Origin of the sequence: Photorhabdus aballayi (assembly GCF_026153155.1) — a bacterium.
Taxonomy (GTDB): domain Bacteria; phylum Pseudomonadota; class Gammaproteobacteria; order Enterobacterales; family Enterobacteriaceae; genus Photorhabdus; species Photorhabdus luminescens.
Genome location: NZ_JAPFCD010000001.1, coordinates 242,038 through 258,988 on the forward strand (window position 1 = coordinate 242,038; position 16,951 = coordinate 258,988).

Sequence of the window (16,951 nt, forward strand, 5' to 3'; positions counted from 1 at the left end):
AGGAGCCATTGGCTCCTTTTCTATTGAATCAACGATAGTGATCAGAGAGAAGTAAATAGTTGCGTCTGTTTGACTATTAATTTACCTAGGCATTGGCTAAGCGAGTAACTCGCCTGCTTTATCGTAAAGAAGTGATAGAAAAACGGGCAATCCGACTAAATCCTTCCCAAGGCTACTTATACACGCTCATTCGATAGACATTAATTCTTTTGTTATCTAAGCTGCTTAATAATAAAAACACCCTTCTATTTTAAAAGGGTGTTTTTAATTAAATTAACTTCAAAAACAATGAATTAGAGTAAGAAGCTTTCCAGCGTTCTTCCTTCATCTTCAATTGCTTTTTTGATAACAGCAGGTGTACGCCCTTGGCCAGTCCAAGTTTTAGTTTCACCGTTTGTATCAACGTATTGGTATTTAGCTGGACGAGCAGGACGTTTTGTTTTACCAGCAGATTTGCCGGCGCTCATTGTCTGAAGTAATTCGCTTGGATCAATTCCTTGGTCAAGAATCATTTTACGAACTTCTTCCAATTTACGTGTACGTTCTTCTAATTCAGCTTGTACCTGACTTTCTTCTTCACGACGTTCTTCAACAACGACGGTCAGTTTTTCAAGTATTTCATCCAAGAACTCAAGTTGGCATTCTCTTGCTTGAGCTCGTAAAGTACGGATGTTATTTAGGGTTTTTAAATCGCTCATTGTCCTGGTCTCAAATTATTAATGATGATGGCTGATGTGGATATAATAATAGAATGCTATTTTATTTTCTGCAATAGTCAATTTATCATATTCGGATAAAATGGCTCTTTTTTTTAAACGTAATTTCTTTACAAAAGTTATATAGCGCTTTTTATACAGCTATTTCGATTGTCATTCCCCAATAACATGTTCAGGGTACCTTTAACAAAGGGGAACATGATAATCTCTCTAATTTATAAACCAGGTATATACTAAATCGGTAAGTAATTTTAACTGTTTCTTATCATACCTGCTAAAGCAGAATAATACTAAGTTAAAAAAAACTTATGACTAATCCATGAGTTATCGCTGATTTACTGTTACCGTTTTCTGGAAGTAAATCACGCACATTATTAATTTGCATACGATATGCAACAAATCAGTCTGGCTTTCGCTTCTTAATTTAAACATGAACATTTGTCATTCAAATGCGCTTTATTACTCGGTTGGTGTGATGATGATCATGAATCATTAAGACATCACTAAGCTAAATATTTCGGTATATCAACCGGTACAGCTTACTGGGATGGATAATCACGGCTAAAGTTTATGGTAAACTCATCTGACTATATGGCTTTATAAATTTTGTTAAGGGGTAGGGCTAATGGCTCAACTTTATTTTTATTACTCCGCAATGAATGCTGGAAAATCAACATCCCTGTTGCAATCTTCTTATAACTATAATGAAAGAGGGATGAGAACGCTGGTGTTTACCGCAGAAATTGACACCCGGTTTGAAAAGGGAAAAGTCAATTCTCGGATTGGATTATCTTCTGATGCGCTTCTGTTTAGTCAACAGACAGATATTGGCGAGTTGATTAGAGATGAAAATAAGCAGGCAAAAGTGCATTGTGTGCTGATTGATGAGTGCCATTTTCTCACGAAAGCACAGATTGAACAGCTATGTAAGGTGACTGACTACGATGATATTCCGGTCCTTTGTTATGGGTTGAGAACCGATTTCAGAGGCGAGCTTTTCAGCGGTAGCCAGTATCTTCTGGCGTGGGCTGATAAGTTAGTTGAGTTGAAAACTATCTGTTACTGTGGACGCAAGGCAAACCGTACATTACGTTTGGATAGCGAAGGTGTGGTCATTTATGATGGTGAACAAGTTGATATCGGCGGTAATGAAAAATATGTGTCTGTTTGCCGTAAGCACTATCTGGATGCTGTCAGTGAGGTGAAGAAAATAAGCAATATGTAGTGGATAGTCTTTCTGTGAAGCGGTTAGGTGCTCTGTTAATAGGGCGGAGGTGAGTTAAAGGGCGCTGATATTAGCACCCTTAAGTAGTATTTAATCAGTTAATAAATTTGTTCTTACCGGCTTTCTGCTGTTGTAACAGTTTCTGTGAATTCTCGTCCATAGTATGAATCCAACAGCAATTGTTCCAGCTCAGAAATCAGCGGGTAGCGAGGGTTAGCTCCGGTACATTGATCGTCGAAAGCATCTTCAGATAATTTATTAATTTTTGCCAGGAAGTCAGCCTCTTGAACGCCCGCTTCACGGATAGATGTTGGAATACCTAGCTCAGACTTGAGCTTTTCTAGCCAAGCTAACAGTTTTTCGATTTTTGTGACAGTACGGTCACCAGTAGCGGATAAACCGAGATGATCGGCAATTTCAGCGTAACGGCGGCGGGCTTGTGGGCGGTCATATTGGCTAAATGCAGTCTGTTTGGTTGGGTTATCGTTAGCGTTATAGCGAATAACATTACAAATTAGCAGTGCGTTAGCTAAACCATGCGGGATATGGAACTCAGAACCTAGTTTATGTGCCATTGAGTGGCATACGCCCAAGAAAGCGTTAGCAAATGCAATCCCTGCGATAGTCGCTGCATTATGAACCCGTTCACGGGCAACTGGATTAGTGGCGCCTTCGTGATAGCTGGCAGGAAGGAACTCTTTTAGTAGTTTTAACGCTTGTAGTGCTTGTCCGTCAGAGTATTCGTTTGCTAAGACCGATACGTAAGCTTCCAGAGCGTGGGTGATGGCGTCCAGTCCACCAAAAGCACAGAGTGATTTCGGCATATCCATGACTAGATTGGCATCAACGATAGCTATATTAGGCGTCAATTCATAATCAGCCAGTGGATATTTCTGACCGGTTGCATCATCAGTGACAACCGCAAATGGTGTTACTTCAGAACCTGTACCGGACGTTGTGGTAATGGCTACCATTTTCGCTTTAACCCCCATTTTGGGGAATCTATAGATGCGTTTACGGATATCCATAAATCGTAGAGCCAGTTCTTCGAAATGCGTTTCTGGGTGTTCATACATCACCCACATAATTTTGGCTGCATCCATTGGGGAACCTCCCCCTAGGGCAATAATGATGTCCGGTTTGAATGAGTGCATTTGTTCCGCACCTTTACGAACTGTGCTTAGGGTAGGATCTGCTTCAACTTCAAAGAAAACTTCCGTTTCTATCCCGTGAGATTTCAGCACATCAGTGACTTGATCAGTATAACCATGATTGAATAAGAAACGGTCTGTTACGATAAAGGCGCGTTTTGCACCGTCAGTGGCGACTTCTTCTAATGCCACAGGCAGGGAACCGCGACGGAAGTAAATTGATTTCGGAAGTTTATGCCACAGCATATTTTCTGCTCTTTTTGCTACGGTTTTGGTATTGATGAGGTGTTTGGGCCCCACATTTTCAGAGATGGAATTTCCTCCCCAAGAACCGCAACCTAGTGTCAGAGATGGAGCAAGTTTGAAGTTGTAGAGATCACCGATACCTCCCTGAGAAGCAGGTGTATTTACTAAAATACGCGCTGTTTTCATTTTATCGCCGAAATATTTGATTCGGGCCGCCTGATTGTCCTGATCGGTATACAAGCAGGCAGTGTGACCAATTCCACCCATTTCAACCAATTTTTCTGCCTTTTCTACAGCATCTTCAAAACTATTACTGCGGTACATAGCGAGCAATGGAGACAGTTTTTCATGAGCAAAAGGCTCTGCTTCGTCAATCAAACTCACTTCTCCAATTAAGATTTTGGTCCTTTCAGGAACATTAATTCCTGCCATTTCGGCAATTTTTGTTGCAGGTTGACCCACAATCTCTGCATTTAGAGAACCGTTTTTTAGAATGATATCTTGAACAGCTTTCAGTTCCTCGCCTTGTAACAGATAACCGCCATGTGTAAAAAACCGTTTACGGACCTGTTCATAAACAGTATCCACCACGATAACGGATTGTTCTGAAGCACAGATGACGCCATTGTCAAAGGTTTTGGACATCAGAATAGACGCAATAGCACGTTTAATATCAGCCGATTCATCAATAACAACTGGGGTGTTACCAGCACCGACGCCGATTGCCGGCTTACCCGAGCTGTAAGCCGCTTTTACCATACCTGGCCCGCCGGTCGCTAGGATGAGATTGATGTCCTGGTGGTGCATCAATGCATTGGAAAGTTCAACGGAAGGTTCATCAATCCAGCCAATAATATCTTTTGGCGCACCAGCCGCAACCGCAGCGGATAGAACCAATTCTGCTGCTTTGGTTGTTGCTTTTTTGGCGCGTGGGTGGGGGGAGAGAATAATGCCATTACGGGTTTTTAGGCTGATGAGGGCCTTAAAAATAGCGGTAGATGTTGGGTTAGTGGTTGGCACGATGCCGCAAATTAAGCCAATAGGCTCAGCGATAGTGATGGTGCCGAATGTTTTGTTTTCAGACAGAATGCCGCAGGTTTTATCATCTTTATAAGCGTTATAGATATATTCGGAGGCAAAGTGGTTTTTGATTACTTTGTCTTCGACAATTCCCATACCGGATTCTGCTACGGCTAATTTTGCTAAAGGAATGCGTGCATCTGCTGCTGCGAGGGCCGCAGCGCGGAAGATTTTGTCAACTTGCTCCTGAGAAAAGTTAGCAAATTCACGTTGTGCTTTTTTTACCCTGGCAACCAGTTCGTCTAGTTCAGTAACATGAGTTACAGTCATAAAGAAGTACTCCTGGAAAATATTAAAAATCTTTTAATATCAATGAATAAGTATTTTTTAGACTATTTAGCCTGGTGATTTTTTGGTAGCTACAGGTTACCATTTGGTATTAAATATATATTGATCTTAATCACATAAATTCCAAGCTGACTCCTTTCAGCTTGGGTCGGTGATAATTATTGTTGGTTGGGTGTAAATAGGGTTGAAAGGTTGAATTTTTCATCTAATGAAAATATTGAGTTAACAACTTGTTATATAAGATATTTTAAATTGGAAAATGCGTTGTGATCGATGGAAAATGGAGCTTTACCAGTATAAAGTGAAGAAAAAATTAAGTTTTATAGATTTTTTGGTGAGCGATCATGAGAATATTTTTAATAACACAGTGTAACTTTATAGAGGTTATTTGTGGGTGACTTACTGCTGGATCTTTCTGGTTACATTAAGTTTTTTGTTGGACTGTTTGCACTGGTCAATCCTGTTGGTATTTTGCCGGTTTTTATCAGTATGACTCACTATCAACCCCGGCCGGCTCGTAATAGAACCAATTTGGTTGCTAATACTTCTGTCGCCATCATTTTATGGATAGCTTTGCTGTTAGGTGACTCGATACTGCGTATGTTTGGCATTTCCATTGACTCTTTTCGTATTGCTGGTGGGATTTTGGTTGTGACCATCGCGATGTCGATGATTAACGGTAAGCTTGGAGAGGATAAACAGAATAAGCAGGAAAAGTCAGAAACTGCTGTTAGAGAAAGTGTTGGTGTTGTGCCGCTGGCATTGCCGTTAATGGCAGGCCCCGGCGCAATCAGTTCTTGTATTGTCTGGAGTTCTCGTTATCAAGGATGGCAGAATTTTATTGGGTTGGTGCTTACCAGCGCGTTGTTTGCTTTTTGCTGCTGGTTATTATTTCGATCTGCACCTTTAGTCGTCAAATATCTTGGGCAAACGGGCATTAATGTTATCACTCGGATTATGGGACTGCTATTGATGTCTTTAGGAATTGAACTGATTGTGACAGGGATCAAAGCGCTATTCCCAGGGTTGCTTTGATACAATTGGCGATAAACGGCGTCAATTTTCTTTCTATTGAAATTACAAATTATAATATTCTTATCATTTTTATTATAAAGCCTATATCATAGGCTTTTCGCACTTCTTTTACCGGTACTCTCTGAATTTTATACAAATAACCCAATATTTTTCTAAATTATTCTTTCCTGTGAGTTCAATGTGTAACTGGTTGCTTCCACCACTGTTTTGTGATGAATGTAGGTTTTTAATTTGCATTGATTGCAATTTGTTAAAATTATGTTTATTTTCATCTTTGGTCTAGCTTTGTTTGCTATTTTAGTTAAGTTTAAAATTAATAATTGTATATATATCAATTAGTTGTAATGGTTGTTGGCATATTTTATCAATTAATGTAATAGGTCGCACTAAGTTGTTTGTAAGGATGGCTTTTGCAATATAAGAGCGATATTTTAACAGTTGATATGATAAGTCCGCTTTAATATTTAATCCGTTACTTTGGGCTAAATAATGTGAAGATACCGGCCTTGATGTGATATGTGGAATGAACAAGTCCATCAAACTGGAGGTAAAAAATGAAGATCAAACAATTAAAATTATATAAGTTTATTTCCTGTATATTTTTATTATCAGCATTTCCTGTTACAGCCGTGTCTGCCGCTGAACTTCCAGATGGTGTGAAACTTGCGGATAAACAGCAAATTATTATTAATAATGGCACAGAAGTTGCCTCGCTTGATCCACATAAAGTCGAAGGTGTACCGGAAACCAACGTTATTCTTAATTTATTGGAAGGATTGGTGAGTACAGGCCCCAAAGGAGAAATTGTGCCGGGCGTGGCAACTCATTGGGAAAATCAGGATTACAAGGTATGGACCTTTTATCTGCGTGATAATGCTAAATGGAGTGATGGAACCCCTGTCACTGCCCACGATTTTGTCTATAGCTGGCAACGATTAGCTGATCCCAAGGTAGGTTCACCTTATGCCAGCTATCTTCAATATGCTTATGTTGAAAATGTTAGTGATGTTTTGAAAGGTAAAAAATCGCCTGATCAGTTAGGCGTAAAAGCGTTGGATGATCATCGTTTACAGGTGATTCTGACGCATCCTGTGCCTTATTTCGTCAGTATGCTCAGCCATACGGCAATGAAACCGGTGAAAAAGGATGTGGTTGAAAAATGGGGCAATAAATGGACGCTGCCAGAAAATTATGTCGGTAATGGGGCGTATTCGTTGAAAGAGTGGGTGGTCAATGAGCGGATAGTGCTCGAACGCAACCCTAGATATTGGAATAATGCAAAAACAGTTATTGATCAAGCGACTCTCTTACCTCTTCAATCTGAAACCAGTGATATTAACCGCTATCGTAGTGGAGAGATAAATATCACCCACAGCGCCATTCCGCCGACTCTGTACCAGAAAATGAAAAAAGAGATCCCCGATCAGGTTCGTGTCAGTTCTTACCTTTGCACGTTTTATTATGAAATTAACAATGAAAAACCGCCGTTTACTGATGTCAGAGTCCGCGAAGCCGTCAAGCTAAGTCTCGACCGGGATATTATTGCGGGGAAAATTATGGGGCAGGGGCAAATACCGGCTTATGGTTTTACGCCAACATTTATCGGGGGCGGCGATTTTGCTAAACCAGAATGGGCTAATTGGACACAGGAACAGCGCAATAAACGCGCCAGAGAATTATTGGCCCAGGCTGGTTTTAATCAGGCGAATCCATTGAAGTTCACATTGCTATACAACACATCTGAGCAAAACAAACAGCAGGCTATCGCCGCCGCTTCCATGTGGAAAAAGAATCTGGGAGCGGATGTGATTTTGCAGAATCAGGAATGGAAAACTTCTCTTGAAAGCCGCCATCAGGGGAATTATGAGGTGACCAGAGCAACCTGGTGTGCTGATTACAATGAACCTACCGCGTTTTTAAACATGTTGCTGTCAGACAGCAGTAATAACACGGCTTTCTACCAGAATAAAAATTTTGATAGTTATTTGGAGCAAGCGTTAATCACTAAAGACGCAGTTGAGCGTAAGAAATTATACCAACAAGCTGAATTTCAACTGGATAAAGATTCAGTATTGATTCCTGTTTATTACCGGGTGAGTGTACGGCTTATTAGCCCATCAGTGGGAGGGTTTTCAGGGAAAGACCCATTGGATTATATGGATATTAAGCGACTGTATATGATAAAAAATTAGACAGTGGCTTGATTCAAAAGAGTTACTGAGACCCTGCAAACAAAATCGTTCCTTTTGTATGCAGGTGGTAATTCACCCTTTATTTCTGGGCCGTCGGCTGATAACAAATCTGACGGTATAAAATTGGAGTAGAAAAAGATGATAAACACAACGAAAAAGAAACTACTTACTGTCAGCATCAGCGCTGCACTGAGTATGATAATCGCAAGTCAGGTCTTTGCTGCAAAAGTGCCTGATGGTGTTCAATTAGCTGATAAACAGGTTTTAGTCCGTAATAACGGCTCTGAACCGCAATCGTTAGATCCGCATAAGATTGAAGGGGTGCCAGAAGCACATTTGGCGCGTGATTTGTTTGAGGGTGTCGTCATTGTTGGTCCGAATGGCGAAATTTTGCCAGGTTCTGCGACCAGTTGGGAAAATAAAGACTTTACCGTCTGGACATTCCATATGCGTAAAGATTCTAAGTGGTCTAATGGTGATCCTGTCACGGCGCATGATTTTGTTTACAGTTGGCAACGTCTGGCCGATCCTAATACTGCTTCTCCCTATGAAAGTTATCTCCAGTATGCCCATTTCACCAATATTGATGACATCATCGGTGGTAAAAAGAAACCAGATACGCTGGGAGTAAAGGCGCTGGATGACTATACATTGCAGCTTACATTGAGCGAAGCGGTTCCTTATCTGCCAAGACTTTTGGCTCATTCTTCAATGTCACCGGTTCATAAAGCTACGGTAGAAAAATATGGCGAAAAATGGACTCAGCCACAGAATTTTGTCGGTAATGGGGCCTATAAACTGAAAAATTGGGTAGTTAACGAACGTATTGTGATGGAACGTAGCCCGACATATTGGGATAATAAAAATACCGTTATTGATCAGGTTACTTTTCTGCCAATTTCGTCAGAGGTCACGGATGTAAACCGTTATCGCAGTGGCGAAATTGATATGACTTATACCAATTTGCCGATTGAACTATTTCAGAAACTGAAAAAAGAGATCCCGAACGAGTTGCATATTAACCCGCATTTATGTACTTACTACTACGAAATTAATAACGAAAAACCCCCATTTAATGATCCCCGCGTCCGTACTGCACTGAAATTGGCTATGGATCGCGATATTGTGACCAATAAAGTCAAAGCACAGGGTGATATCCCTGCTTCCGGTTATACACCGCCGTTTACTGATGGCTTTAAAGAAACAAAACCAGTGTGGTTTGCTGGTTGGAGTCAGGAACAACGCAACCAAGAAGCCAAAAAATTACTGGCCGAAGCAGGTTATAATAAAGATAATCCATTGAAATTTAACTTGCTTTATAACACCTCTGATCTGCATAAAAAAATTGCAATCGCTGTATCTTCTGTTTGGAAGAAAAATTTAGGTGCTGATGTTCGTTTGGAAAACCAAGAGTGGAAAACTTTCCTCGATACTCGACATCAGGGTAATTATGACGTGGCCCGTGCTGGCTGGTGTGCTGATTACAACGAACCTTCTTCATTCCTGAATGCAATGCTTTCTTACAGTAGTAATAACACGGCTCATTATAAGAGTGATGAGTTTGATAAGCTGATGAAGGAATCTCTGAAAGTGGCGACAGATGATGAACGTGCTGCGGTTTATCAGAAAGCAGAAGCGCAGTTAGATAAAGATTCGGCTATTGTCCCCCTTTATTACTATGTGAATACCCGGTTAGTGAAGCCCTATGTTGGCGGCTATACAGGGAAAGATCCTTTGGATAATTTACACACCAAAGATTTTTATATTATCAAACACTAATCGTTGTAAAGCAGCCCGGAAAGGGCTGCTTTAGTGTCAAATTATTTTAAGGCCAGGGTTAAGGGCCAACACATAGGAACGGGCGATGCTTAAGTTTATTTTACGCCGTTGTTTAGAGGCGATCCCGACACTTTTTATTCTTATCACTATTTCGTTTTTCATGATGCGGTTGGCGCCAGGCAGCCCATTTACCGGCGAGCGGAAATTGCCGCCAGAAGTGATGGCGAACATTGAAGCGAAATATCATTTGAATGACCCAATTTATAAACAATATTTTGATTACTTAATTCAACTCACTAAAGGAGATTTTGGGCCTTCTTTCAAATATAAGGACTACTCGGTTAACGATCTGGTAGCAACAGCATTCCCAGTGTCGGCTAAATTAGGGGCTTCGGCATTTATCATGGCGGTTGTCTTGGGGGTCAGCGCCGGGGTTATTGCTGCACTTAACCAAAATACCAAATGGGATTATACGGTTATGGGGTTTGCCATGACGGGGGTTGTTATCCCGGGTTTTGTCGTGGCGCCGTTACTGGTGTTGGGGTTCGCTATTCATCTTAAATGGCTGCCGGGAGGAGGCTGGAATGGCGGTGCGCCTAAATATATGATTTTGCCGATGGTAGCGTTGTCTTTGGCCTATATCGCCAGTATTTCCCGTATTACTCGTAGTTCGATGATAGAAGTGCTGCACTCTAATTTTATTCGTACTGCGCGGGCCAAAGGGTTGCCATTGCGCATCATTATTTTCCGCCATGCTTTAAAACCAGCGTTGTTACCGGTTATCTCTTATATGGGGCCGGCTTTTGTCGGCATCATTACCGGCTCGATGGTGATTGAAACGATCTTCGGGTTGCCGGGAATAGGGCAGTTGTTTGTTAATGGCGCATTGAACCGTGACTATTCGTTGGTGTTAAGTCTGACTATTTTAGTTGGTAGCTTGACTATTTTTTTTAATGCGATTGTTGATGTGTTGTACGCTGTTATCGATCCGAAGATTCGTTATTAAGACTGGAGCACGCAATGATAGTGAATAAACAAAACAGCGAAGCTCTGGAAAATTTCTCTGAGCAACTGGAAATTGAAGGCCGCAGTTTGTGGCAGGATGCACGACGTCGTTTTATTCACAACCGGGCAGCGATTGCCAGTTTGTGTCTGCTATCTTTGATTACTTTGTTTGTGATCCTGGCGCCGATGTTAGCCCAATTTACTTATGATGATACTGACTGGGCCATGATGTCGATGCCACCCGATTTTGAATCGGGTCACTATTTTGGTACAGATTCTTCCGGTCGTGATTTGTTGGTGCGTGTTGCTATTGGGGGGCGCATTTCATTGATGGTTGGGGTGGCAGCCGCTTTGGTGGCGGTAGTCGTCGGAACCTTATATGGATCATTATCCGGCTATATAGGCGGAAAAATAGATTCAGTTATGATGCGTCTGTTGGAAATTCTAAACTCATTTCCATTCATGTTTTTCGTGATCCTACTGGTGACCTTCTTCGGACAGAATATTTTTCTGATATTTGTCGCCATCGGTATGGTGTCATGGCTGGATATGGCGCGTATTGTCCGTGGCCAGACATTGAGCCTAAAACGTAAGGAGTTTATTGAGGCGGCGTTGGTGTGTGGTGTATCAACCCGTCATATTGTGCTGCGTCATATTGTCCCTAATGTATTGGGAGTGGTGGTGGTTTATGCATCTTTATTGGTGCCAAGCATGATTCTGTTTGAATCATTTCTTAGCTTTCTGGGATTGGGAACTCAAGAGCCATTAAGCAGTTGGGGCGCATTGTTAAGTGATGGTGCGAATTCGATGGAAGTTTCCCCGTGGTTGCTGTTGTTTCCTGCCGGTTTTCTGGTGGTGACACTGTTTTGTTTTAACTTTATCGGCGACGGCTTGCGTGATGCCCTCGATCCGAAAGATCGTTAAGGAGGTAACATGGACAGCGTTAAAAACCAGAAAAGTTCTGAGCCGTTGTTAATTGTTAAAGAATTGGACGTGACTTTTAGCACCCCTGACGGGGATGTTACCGCGGTGAATAAGCTGAATTTTGATTTACGGGCGGGGGAAACTCTGGGAATTGTAGGGGAGTCTGGTTCTGGCAAATCACAAACCGCTTTCGCTTTGATGGGGCTGCTTGCCAGAAACGGCACAATCGGCGGTTCCGCTATTTTTAATGGCAGGGAAATTCTTAACCTTAAAGAGAAAGAGCTTAACCGCATGAGAGCGGAAGAGATATCGATGATATTTCAGGACCCAATGACATCTCTCAATCCCTATATGCGTATCGGCGATCAACTTACAGAAGTATTGATGTTGCATAAGCATATGAGTAAAAATGAAGCACACTTCGAATCGATTCGAATGTTGGATGCGGTCAAAATGCCGGAAGCGCGTAAGCGCATGGGGATGTATCCTCATGAGTTTTCTGGTGGCATGCGTCAGCGTGTGATGATCGCTATGGCGTTGTTATGTCGGCCGAAATTGTTGATTGCTGATGAACCGACGACCGCACTTGATGTCACGGTTCAGGCTCAAATTATGACGCTACTGAATGAGCTGAAACGAGAGTTTAACACTGCGATTATTATGATTACTCACGATTTGGGGGTAGTTGCAGGTATTTGTGACAAAGTATTGGTGATGTACGCGGGGAGAACGATGGAATATGGTTCGGCCCGTGAAGTGTTTTATCAACCAACCCATCCTTATTCTATTGGCTTACTTAATGCTGTTCCGCGTCTTGATGGTGATGAAGAATCACTGACGACCATTCCCGGAAATCCGCCCAACTTATTACGGTTGCCGAAAGGATGTCCGTTCCAGCCACGCTGCCAGTTTTCAGTAGATCGTTGTGTAAATTGTGAGCCAGGATTGGAGACATTTGGCAACGGACGTTTGCGAGCTTGTTTTAAAGCGCCGGGGGAATTGGTATGAGTCCGATTGAAGAAAGACGTGTGCTGCTAGAAGTAGCAGATTTGAAAGTTCACTTTGATATCAAAGATGGCAAACAGTGGTTTTGGCAACCAACAAAGACCTTGAAAGCGGTTGATGGCGTCACATTAAGGTTATACGAAGGGGAAACGCTTGGTGTGGTTGGCGAATCAGGTTGCGGTAAATCGACTTTTGCTCGTGCAATTATCGGATTGGTCAAGTCTTCCGGTGGTTCGGTGACGTGGTTGGGAAAAAGCCTGCTGGATATGAATGATAAGCAGTGGCAGGATATTCGTAGTGATATCCAGATGATATTCCAAGATCCATTAGCATCCTTAAACCCGCGAATGACGATTGGCGATATTATCGCTGAGCCATTGCGCACCTATCATCCAAAGATGAAAGGGCCTGAAATTAAAGAGCGGGTAAAAACCATGATGATGAAGGTTGGATTACTGCCGAATCTGATTAACCGCTACCCGCATGAATTCTCCGGTGGTCAGTGCCAACGTATCGGGATTGCCCGGGCGCTTATTCTTGAACCTAAGTTGGTGATTTGTGATGAACCGGTATCTGCACTTGATGTATCTATTCAGGCTCAGGTAGTGAACCTGTTGCAGGAATTACAACGGGAAATGGGGCTGTCGCTAATTTTTATCGCCCATGATTTGGCGGTGGTTAAGCACATATCTGACCGTGTATTGGTGATGTATCTCGGGCATGCGGTGGAATTGGGCACTTATGATGAGGTTTATCATAACCCACAGCACCCTTATACCAAGGCGTTGATGTCAGCAGTGCCGGTGCCTGATCCAGATAAAGAACAAAATAAACACATTGAATTATTGGAAGGCGAATTACCGTCACCGATCAATCCGCCATCAGGGTGCGTTTTTCGTACACGTTGCCCAATGGCAGATCCTGAATGTGCTAAAACACGGCCGTTGATGGAGGGGAGTTTCCGCCATGCTGTATCTTGTTTGAAGGTTGATCCATTGTAGTTAAGGTTATTATAGTTAAGGTTGTAGTTATTGCGGAGTTTTATAAGACATTAAATGTGAGAGTTACTTTTTTGGGGTTTGTTTTGGATTCAGACCTGCATCAAAACGAGTAGCTCTCACTCTTTGAAGAAGAAAAAAGCAGATCAAAATAACTGACTTTAATTTTTCAATCTTTCCACAAAATACGGTAAATCGGGTGAGATTTTTCCCGGCAAATAAGAATGCGAGCAAAAACATCGTTGATCTCAGCATCCTCAGCTTCTGCTAGCCCGATAATGACTTCGGCAAAAAAATTGGGGTCTGGATTGAAATCCACGTGTTCAAGCCACTCATCAGAAGGGGGCAATAATTCTGCGCCGCCACGTATTTCGAATTGTAAGCTAAATAGCAGAATATCAGCGGGATCGAGGTTGGATGAAGCCAGTTCAAGAAAGATGTCATAAGCTTTCTCAAGGGTTTCATCTTCTGTCATTCGGTTATTGAGGTCTAAATCCATAGCTGGTGAGGATCTGTTGTCCATATTGATTTATTCGTGGGTCATGATGAAGGAATTAAAGCATGTTGAAGCGTTGATTGGTACCCCCGTCTTTACAAGACGAGGGTATTGGTCACAATAGCGGGCTAAAGAAGTAACAAATACGCTCAATAATCCGATGCCACAAAGGGCGTTGTTCCCATTCATTGCTCTCCAGCAATGTGGAATGGGCTATATAATCGTATTGCACCAGCGTCAGATCATTACCAAAGTTTTCATCATCAATAACCACGGTAATTTCAAAATTTAGCCACAGGCTACGCATATCGAGATTAACTGAACCCACCATGCTGAGTTGACCATCAACTAAAACGCTTTTGGTATGTAGCAAGCCATCTTCAAACTGATAAATCTTAACACCGGCATTTAACAGTTCAGCAAAAAATGCCCGGCTTGCCCAACGAACTAAGAAGAAATTATTTCTGCGTGGAACGATAATAATAACTTCAACTCCTCGTAAGGCGGCGGTGCAAATAGCATTTATCAGGTCATCGCTGGGAACAAAATAAGGGGTAGTTAAAATCAGTTGCTTACGGGCAGAGAAAATAGCCGTCATTAAAGATTGTTGAATCAATTCTTCAGGGAATCCGGGGCCGGATGCGATAACCTGAGTTGTGTGCCCACTGGCCTGTTCAAACGGCATGATATTGGTATCTGGCGATGGCGGAAAGATGCGTTGACCTGTTTCCATTTCCCAGTCACAAGCGTAAATAACCCCCATAGTCGTGGTAACCGGCCCTTCCATTCTCACCATGATATCGATCCATTGCCCAACGCCGGCATCTTGTTTAAAGAAACGTGGATCTACCATGTTCATACTGCCGGCATAAGAAATATAATCATCTATCAAGATAATTTTACGATGTTGTCGCAGATCCATTCGGCGTAGAAATAGACGGAATATATTGACTTGCAAAGCTTCAACAAATTCAATTCCCGCCTGGCGCATGATATCTGGGTATTGGCTACGGCAATATAACCAGCTACCGGCTGAATCCACCATAATACGGCATCTGACTCCTCGGTGCGCTGCGGCCATAAGAGCATCGGTCACTTGCTCAACCAAGCCGCCGGCTTGCCAGATGTAAAACACCATATCAATGCTGTGCTTAGCATTCTCAATATCTTTGATGATGGTTTTTAGTGAATGGTCGTAGGTTGTCAGTAATTGGATCTTGTTACCTTTAACGCCTGCAAGCCCTTGCCGTCGTTCGCAAAGCTGGAATAAAGGTGTCGCGACTTCACTATTTTCCGTAGCGAAGATATGACGAGATTTACGCAATTCTTCAAGCCACATGGTTGTTGAAGGCCACATGGCTTTTGCTTGTTCAACTCTGCGTTTTCCCAAATGTAGCTCACCAAATGACAGGTAAGCGATGATTCCAACTAAGGGAAGGATATAAATAATCAACAGCCAGGTCATAGCAGAAGTGACAGGCCGGCGTTTTATCAGAATGCGTAAGGTGATACTGGCAACAATCAGCCAATAAAAGAAAATAGCAAGCCAACTTAGGACGGAATAAAAGGTTGTCATATTCGGCAATCAATCCTGTTTTGTTCAGACATCTTTGGTGGCGTTTAACATGGTTTCCTCAAGACACGAGATATAAACGATCTAATTAACCCGATGAATTTACCAAAAAATTAGCAAATATACTGCAAGCATCATACTTGATATTGGTCATTTCGCATTATTGATATAAAAAGTACTATCCAGATACGCCTTGGATATCTTTTTTAAAGGCTTATAATGAGCGTGATGTTTTTATAGGTAGGGGTTTTATGAAACGTAGCCGGAACGAAGTAGGACGGTGGCGTATGTTACGCCAGAATTTTAATCGCCGCCGCCGTTGGCTGGAAGGGCAATCAAGACGTAATTTGCGTATTTATTCACTACGTAAATTAAATGGTTATAAACAGCGTCGAGCTTTATTGTTTGTCCAGCATGGCGAATGGATACATTGAAGAAATAATATTTTTGGCCTTATATTCACGCTCACCTACAATCTTTATTGAATATGATTGCTATTTGCATTTAAACTAGCAGTCATTCGAGGATTGATATTATGCTGCTAATCAAGAATTCCCTTATGCGATGGATACATTGGCCAATATTGTTGTCAGTTTGTTTACACATTTCTGTTGCTGCCGCCCTTTTTTGTTCTTCAATATCGGAAAAACAGCCTGATGCTGCGCTTATGTCTGTCGCTATGATTCAATTAGCTGCCGAAGAAGCTCCAGTTTCGGAACCGGCAGCGCCTGAACCTGAGTCAGAGCCAGAAGAGCCGGAACCTGTTCCGGAGCCGGTAATTCCAAAACCAGAGGTGAAGAAGCCGAAACCAGAAGTGAAGAAGAAGGTTGTTAAAAAGCAATCTGAACCCGTTGAAAAGAGAGCTGAACAACCGGAAAAACCGCAGTTTAATCAGAATGCGCTGGCTAACCGTACTGATAATAATCAGAATAAACCGGTGGTTAAACCGCAGAATGGGCCAAGGGCATTAAGTAAAGCGTTACCTGTTTACCCATCTAGAGCTTCAGCATTGGGTACCGAAGGCTATGTGAAAGTCAAATATGATATTGATGAAGATGGACGGGTAAAAAATATAGAAGTCGTTGGCGCTAATCCACCCAATGTTTTTGAAAGGGAGGTGAAAAAAGCGATGAGAAAATGGCGTTTTGAAAAAATACCTGCGGTTGGTTATATCACAACCGTCGAATTCAAAATTACGGGTATATCTCAATCCTGATTGTTGGGGAAATGAGAATAAA

Annotated in this window: 14 protein-coding genes; 10 read left to right on the forward strand and 4 right to left on the reverse strand. The window is 42.1% G+C overall.

Going from position 1 to position 16,951, the window contains the following annotated elements:
* Positions 1-293: 293 nt before the first annotated feature.
* On the reverse strand, positions 294-698 hold the full coding sequence (gene hns / locus OO184_RS00920) for a histone-like nucleoid-structuring protein H-NS (protein WP_046397237.1): 405 nt from the start codon (positions 696-698) through the stop codon (positions 294-296).
* 643 nt (positions 699-1,341) lie between these two features.
* Here hns and OO184_RS00925 point away from each other — a divergent pair.
* A complete protein-coding gene (locus tag OO184_RS00925; protein WP_265377586.1) occupies positions 1,342-1,941 on the forward strand; it encodes a thymidine kinase in 600 nt (199 codons plus the stop codon).
* Between the two features lie 113 nt (positions 1,942-2,054).
* Here OO184_RS00925 and adhE read toward each other — a convergent pair whose 3' ends face one another.
* Entirely contained in the window at positions 2,055-4,688 is a 2,634-nt protein-coding gene (gene adhE, locus OO184_RS00930) for a bifunctional acetaldehyde-CoA/alcohol dehydrogenase (RefSeq protein ID WP_265377587.1), read from the reverse strand.
* A gap of 408 nt (positions 4,689-5,096) precedes the next feature.
* Between adhE and OO184_RS00935 the strand changes: the two genes are divergently transcribed.
* The 7 genes from OO184_RS00935 (at position 5,097) to oppF (ending at position 13,647) form a co-directional block, all read left to right on the forward strand.
* The gene (locus tag OO184_RS00935) at positions 5,097-5,741 is read left to right on the forward strand and encodes a YchE family NAAT transporter (protein ID WP_265377588.1); all 645 of its coding nucleotides are present in this window, start codon (positions 5,097-5,099) and stop codon (positions 5,739-5,741) included.
* A gap of 554 nt (positions 5,742-6,295) precedes the next feature.
* A complete protein-coding gene (locus OO184_RS00940) occupies positions 6,296-7,933 on the forward strand; it encodes an ABC transporter substrate-binding protein (protein ID WP_265377589.1) in 1,638 nt (545 codons plus the stop codon).
* 138 nt (positions 7,934-8,071) lie between these two features.
* Positions 8,072-9,712, forward strand: a complete 1,641-nt coding sequence (gene oppA / locus OO184_RS00945; RefSeq protein ID WP_265377590.1) for an oligopeptide ABC transporter substrate-binding protein OppA — start codon at positions 8,072-8,074, stop codon at positions 9,710-9,712.
* A gap of 85 nt (positions 9,713-9,797) precedes the next feature.
* Complete coding sequence (gene oppB, locus OO184_RS00950; RefSeq protein WP_088374227.1) at positions 9,798-10,718, forward strand: oligopeptide ABC transporter permease OppB; 921 nt, start codon at positions 9,798-9,800, stop codon at positions 10,716-10,718.
* A 14-nt stretch (positions 10,719-10,732) separates the two neighbouring features.
* Positions 10,733-11,641: an oligopeptide ABC transporter permease OppC gene (gene oppC / locus OO184_RS00955; RefSeq protein WP_139656039.1), complete on the forward strand. Its 909-nt coding sequence runs from the start codon at positions 10,733-10,735 to the stop codon at positions 11,639-11,641.
* Between the two features lie 9 nt (positions 11,642-11,650).
* The gene (locus OO184_RS00960) at positions 11,651-12,649 is read left to right on the forward strand and encodes an ABC transporter ATP-binding protein (protein ID WP_265377591.1); all 999 of its coding nucleotides are present in this window, start codon (positions 11,651-11,653) and stop codon (positions 12,647-12,649) included.
* Positions 12,646-13,647 (forward strand): murein tripeptide/oligopeptide ABC transporter ATP binding protein OppF, encoded by a 1,002-nt coding sequence (gene oppF / locus OO184_RS00965; protein WP_088374229.1) that lies wholly within the window; start codon positions 12,646-12,648, stop codon positions 13,645-13,647. The genes OO184_RS00960 and oppF overlap by 4 nt, the downstream gene beginning before the upstream one ends.
* 166 nt (positions 13,648-13,813) lie before the next feature.
* Here oppF and OO184_RS00970 read toward each other — a convergent pair whose 3' ends face one another.
* A complete protein-coding gene (locus OO184_RS00970; protein WP_265377655.1) occupies positions 13,814-14,143 on the reverse strand; it encodes an HI1450 family dsDNA-mimic protein in 330 nt (109 codons plus the stop codon).
* A gap of 112 nt (positions 14,144-14,255) precedes the next feature.
* Positions 14,256-15,716 (reverse strand): cardiolipin synthase, encoded by a 1,461-nt coding sequence (cls, locus tag OO184_RS00975; RefSeq protein ID WP_265377592.1) that lies wholly within the window; start codon positions 15,714-15,716, stop codon positions 14,256-14,258.
* A gap of 248 nt (positions 15,717-15,964) precedes the next feature.
* Here cls and OO184_RS00980 point away from each other — a divergent pair, with 248 nt between their 5' ends.
* Positions 15,965-16,147: a YciY family protein gene (locus tag OO184_RS00980; RefSeq protein ID WP_036805691.1), complete on the forward strand. Its 183-nt coding sequence runs from the start codon at positions 15,965-15,967 to the stop codon at positions 16,145-16,147.
* Between the two features lie 101 nt (positions 16,148-16,248).
* Positions 16,249-16,929, forward strand: coding sequence for a TonB system transport protein TonB (gene tonB / locus OO184_RS00985; RefSeq protein ID WP_265377593.1), 681 nt, complete (start codon positions 16,249-16,251; stop codon positions 16,927-16,929).
* Positions 16,930-16,951: the final 22 nt, after the last annotated feature.

What these genes read in the sequence shown, in the direction of transcription:
- hns (WP_046397237.1), bottom strand. Translation starts at nt 698, where the DNA reads ATGAGCGATTTAAAAACCCTAAATAACATCCGTACTTTACGAGCTCAA.
- tonB (WP_265377593.1), top strand. Translation starts at nt 16,249, where the DNA reads ATGCTGCTAATCAAGAATTCCCTTATGCGATGGATACATTGGCCAATA.
- oppB (WP_088374227.1), top strand. Translation starts at nt 9,798, where the DNA reads ATGCTTAAGTTTATTTTACGCCGTTGTTTAGAGGCGATCCCGACACTT.
- oppC (WP_139656039.1), top strand. Translation starts at nt 10,733, where the DNA reads ATGATAGTGAATAAACAAAACAGCGAAGCTCTGGAAAATTTCTCTGAG.
- oppF (WP_088374229.1), top strand. Translation starts at nt 12,646, where the DNA reads ATGAGTCCGATTGAAGAAAGACGTGTGCTGCTAGAAGTAGCAGATTTG.
- oppA (WP_265377590.1), top strand. Translation starts at nt 8,072, where the DNA reads ATGATAAACACAACGAAAAAGAAACTACTTACTGTCAGCATCAGCGCT.
- adhE (WP_265377587.1), bottom strand. Translation starts at nt 4,688, where the DNA reads ATGACTGTAACTCATGTTACTGAACTAGACGAACTGGTTGCCAGGGTA.
- OO184_RS00970 (WP_265377655.1), bottom strand. Translation starts at nt 14,143, where the DNA reads ATGGATTTAGACCTCAATAACCGAATGACAGAAGATGAAACCCTTGAG.
- OO184_RS00960 (WP_265377591.1), top strand. Translation starts at nt 11,651, where the DNA reads ATGGACAGCGTTAAAAACCAGAAAAGTTCTGAGCCGTTGTTAATTGTT.
- cls (WP_265377592.1), bottom strand. Translation starts at nt 15,716, where the DNA reads ATGACAACCTTTTATTCCGTCCTAAGTTGGCTTGCTATTTTCTTTTAT.
- OO184_RS00925 (WP_265377586.1), top strand. Translation starts at nt 1,342, where the DNA reads ATGGCTCAACTTTATTTTTATTACTCCGCAATGAATGCTGGAAAATCA.
- OO184_RS00980 (WP_036805691.1), top strand. Translation starts at nt 15,965, where the DNA reads ATGAAACGTAGCCGGAACGAAGTAGGACGGTGGCGTATGTTACGCCAG.
- OO184_RS00940 (WP_265377589.1), top strand. Translation starts at nt 6,296, where the DNA reads ATGAAGATCAAACAATTAAAATTATATAAGTTTATTTCCTGTATATTT.